General features: G+C 72.2%; 3 protein-coding genes and 1 pseudogene. 2 read left to right on the forward strand and 2 right to left on the reverse strand.

The window, feature by feature from the left end; all coding sequences use genetic code 11:
- Positions 1 to 623, forward strand: a pseudogene (locus ACFQ6S_RS11505) (hypothetical protein); the annotation flags it as partial.
- Positions 624 to 639: 16 nt separating this feature from the next.
- Here ACFQ6S_RS11505 and ACFQ6S_RS11510 read toward each other — a convergent pair.
- Positions 640 to 1,431 carry an SURF1 family protein gene (locus tag ACFQ6S_RS11510; protein WP_383406568.1) on the reverse strand — a complete coding sequence of 264 codons (792 nt, stop codon included), beginning with the start codon at positions 1,429 to 1,431 and terminating at the stop codon, positions 640 to 642.
- A gap of 44 nt (positions 1,432 to 1,475) precedes the next feature.
- Positions 1,476 to 1,844 (reverse strand): nuclear transport factor 2 family protein, encoded by a 369-nt coding sequence (locus tag ACFQ6S_RS11515; RefSeq protein ID WP_383406570.1) that lies wholly within the window; start codon positions 1,842 to 1,844, stop codon positions 1,476 to 1,478.
- Positions 1,845 to 1,966: 122 nt separating this feature from the next.
- Between ACFQ6S_RS11515 and ACFQ6S_RS11520 the strand changes: the two genes are divergently transcribed.
- Entirely contained in the window at positions 1,967 to 3,805 is a 1,839-nt protein-coding gene (locus tag ACFQ6S_RS11520; RefSeq protein ID WP_383406573.1) for a prolyl oligopeptidase family serine peptidase, read from the forward strand.
- The last annotated feature ends 142 nt before the right edge of the window (positions 3,806 to 3,947 follow it).

The raw sequence follows: 3,947 nt of genomic DNA on the forward strand, positions 1-3,947 counted from the left end.
GCCCCGAGGACCCCACGGCGACCACCGCGGCCGGCGTCACGGCGTGCAGCGCCGAACAGCTCGGCACCTCGGGCGGCAGCGCCGACGCCGCCGACCCCTCCGGCGCGGTGTACGGCACCTTCCGCTTCAGCAACATCTCCACGGCCGACTGCACGGTCAGCGGGCCCGGCACGGTGAACTTCGCGACGGGCGGCGCGGCCGACGCGACGAAGATCGCCCCGGCCCGGCATGTCTCCGGCGACCCCGCGGTGGGCCTGCCCGATCCCGCGCAGGAACTGACCTCGCTCGTCCTCAAGCCGGGCGCCGCCTACGAGGTGAAGTTCGCCTGGATCCCCTCGGAGACCTGCCCCACGACGAGCGACCCCACGACCGGCGGCGGCACGGGCGGCGGCGAACCCTCGCCCGACCCGACCCCGACCGACACCACCAGCGGCTCGACCGACGGCACCTCCACGGGCGGCGACACCGGCACCTCCACCCAGCTCCTGTCGCAGGACACCACCCTCGACGGCAGCGTCACGGTCACCAACACGACGGAGGCGGGTGCGCCGACGGCCACGGTGACGGTGTCCAACGCGTGCGCGGGGACCATCTACTGGACGGGTGTGCTGGCGGGGGCGTAGCCGCAGCGCCGGTTTCTCACACGCCGGACGGGCTGGAAACGCGCTCCTCGTCCGGCGCCAGGCCCAGTTCCGCGTCCCGGGCGAACTCCACCTCGCGGCGCAGCAGCCGGAACCACATGAAGACCACGAACCCGGCGAAGACGAACCACTCTCCGGTGTAGCCGAGGTTCTGGAACGCCTTCAGGTCCAGGCCGGTGTCGCCGGGCGCGGACGCCGGTACGGCCTTCATGCCGGAGTCGGCCTTGTCGAGGGTGATCCAGGCGTCGTAGACGTCGTACGGCACCAGGTTCACCAGCGACGCCGCGCTGATCGCGCCCGTCTGACCGGACGGCAGGCCCCCTTGGGCGGGCACGCCGTTCTCCCCGGGCATCTCGGACGCCTGGAGCGCGCCGGTGACCTCGACCTCGCCGGTGGGCGCGGCGGGGGCGTCGGCCCGGTCGGCGTCGCCCGGCAACCAGCCCCGCACGACCGGCAGTGCCTTGCCGTCGTCGGTGCGCAGCAGCGTCAGGACGTAAGTGCCGCGCTTGCCGTCCAGCTCCCGGCCCGGCACGAGCAGCTGCTTGTCGTAGCGCCCGCGCGCGGTGGCCTGTCTGCCCGACGTCGCCTTGTCCACCGGCAGCAGCTCGGCGAGCGGACTGGCGGCCTCCCGCTTGTTCTCCTCCGCCTGCTCACCGGCGCTGCGATGGTCCTCGACCCGCGCCTCGAACCGGCTGAGCTGCCAGGACCCCATGAACACACAGAACGGGATGGCGAGCAGCACGAAGACGTTGATCCCCCACCAACGGGGCGTCAGCAGAAACCGGTACACGCCCTCAAAGGTACGGGGCTGTCGCGCAGGGCCCGCCCGCGGGGTCAGTACCGCTCGGTGAGGTGATCGCGGCCGGTCGGGGGCTCGTAGGGCTCGGGCCAGAAGTCGGTGATGGAGCCGATCCGCTCGGTGCCGGTGAAGAACGAGATGCCGTACATCTCCTCCAGCCCCACCGTGAAGCGGAGCCAGGTCACGACCTGGCCCGGTTCGGCGACCATCCGCTCGATTTGCAGGTGCCAGTCCCCGGGATACTCCCGGTTGAACTGCACGTACCGCTCCCTGCCGCTGATGCGCTCTCGTGTCTGCGGCAGCGTGTACACCACGTCCTCGGCCAGTGTCCCGGCGAACGTGTCCCAGTCCCGGGCCTCGGCGGCGGCCCAGAACCTCTCGACTGTCTTGCGCAGATCGGTCATGCCGTGAAGTCTGCACCCCGCCACTGACATCCGGCCCTGCCCGCGAGGGCATGGCCGCGAAGTTATCCACAGGCTGGGGACCTCGGCAGCGGATTGCCGGCCGGGCCAGGCACTATGGGGCCATGACTGAGAGCCACGGGTCCGATTCGCGGGATCACCACATGCAGGACAAGGACATGCCGGACTGGGAGAAGCGCTTCCGGGCGCCCCGGGTGTCGCTGCCCGACTGGGCGGAGGACGCACCGGACCGCTCCTTGTTCGTGTCGAATGCCACGGGCACCTACGAGCTGTACGCCTGGGACCGTGCGACGGGCGAGCAGCGCCAGGTGACGGACCGGCCGAACGGCACGACGGACGGCGTGCTCTCCCCGGACGGCACCTGGATCTGGTGGTTCGACGACAAGGACGGCGACGAGTTCGGCGTCTGGCGCCGCCAGCGCTTCGGCGGCGGCGAGGACGAGCTCGCGGCGCCCGGCCTGGACCCGTCGTACCCGGCGGGCCTGGCCCTCGGACGGGACGGGCGTACGGCGATCGTGGGCCGCTCCACGGACGAGGACGGCACGACGATCCATCTGGCCCGCGCCGGTGAGCCCCCGGTGGAGCTCTACCGCCACCGCGAGTCCGCGGGCGTCGGCGACCTCTCGCACGACGGGACGCTGATCGCCGTCGAGCACACCGAGCACGGCGACGCGATGCACTCGGCCCTGCGCGTCCTGCGCCCGGACGGCACCGCGGTCGCCGAGCTCGACGACACCAAGGGCGGCACCGAGGAGCTGGGCCTGGAGGTCCTGGGCTTCGCCCCGGTGGACGGGGACACCCGGCTGCTCATCGGGCATCAGCGCCGCGGTCGCTGGGAGCCGCTGGTGTGGGACGTGGCGACGGGGGAGGAGTCCGATCTCGCGCTGGAGCTGCCGGGCGATGTGAGCGCGGAGTGGTATCCCGACGGGTCCGGGCTGCTGATCGTGCACAGCTTCGAGGCGCGCAGCGAGCTGTTCCGGTACGACTTGGAGCGGCGTGCGGCGGTGCGGATCCCGACCCCCGCGGGCTCGGTGTCGGGGGCGACGGCCCGGCCGGACGGCAGCGTGGAGTATCTGTGGTCGTCGGCGGCCGAGCCGTCGGCGGTGCGCTCTACGACGGGACAGGTCGTACTGGACCCGCCCGGCATGAGGTCCCCCGGCTCGGTCGCGGTGCGGGACGTGTGGGTGGAGGGACCGGGCGGCCGTATCCACGCGCTCGTGCAGCGCCCCGAGGGCGTCGAGGGCCCGCTCCCCACCGTGTTCGACATCCACGGGGGCCCGACCTGGCACGACAGCGACGCGTTCGCCGCGGGCCCGGCGGCCTGGGTGGACCACGGGTACGCGGTGGTGCGCGTCAACTACCGGGGCTCGACGGGCTACGGCCGGGCGTGGACCGACGCGCTCAAGCACCGGGTCGGGCTGATCGAGCTGGAGGACATCGCGGCGGTCCGCGAGTGGGCGGTGACCTCGGGCCTTGCCGACCCGGCCCGGCTGATCCTGACCGGCGGCTCCTGGGGCGGCTACCTCACGCTCCTCGGCCTCGGCGCCCAGCCGGACGCGTGGACGGTGGGCATCGCGGCGGTCCCGGTCGCCGACTATGTCACCGCGTACCACGACGAGATGGAGGCCCTGAAGGCCATGGACCGCACCCTCCTGGGCGGCACCCCGGAGGAGGTACCGGAGCGCTACGAGGCGTCGTCCCCGCTGACCTACGTCGACCAGGTGAAGACCCCGGTCTACATCTCGGCGGGCGTCAACGACCCGCGCTGCCCGATCCGCCAGATCGACAACTATGTGAAGCGGCTGGAGGCCCGGGGCGCGGTGCACGAGGTGTACCGGTACGACGCGGGGCACGGCTCGCTGGTGGTGGACGAGCGGATCAAGCAGGTGCGGCTGGAACTGGACTTCGCGGAGCGGCACCTGACGGGGCGGCGCGATTCCTGACCTCCACCTGCACACGAGGGGCTGAGCCCTTCGACGTCGGCCCGGGGGGGGGGGTTGGGTCCCCCACGGGGATGAGAAACGTTTTGCGGTCTTGTTCCCGACAGCGCCGAAGAGGGTAAGAAACCCCACAATCCTTCTGCCG

Origin of the sequence: Streptomyces sp. NPDC056479 (assembly GCF_042795335.1) — a bacterium.
In the GTDB taxonomy this organism is placed as follows: domain Bacteria; phylum Actinomycetota; class Actinomycetes; order Streptomycetales; family Streptomycetaceae; genus Streptomyces.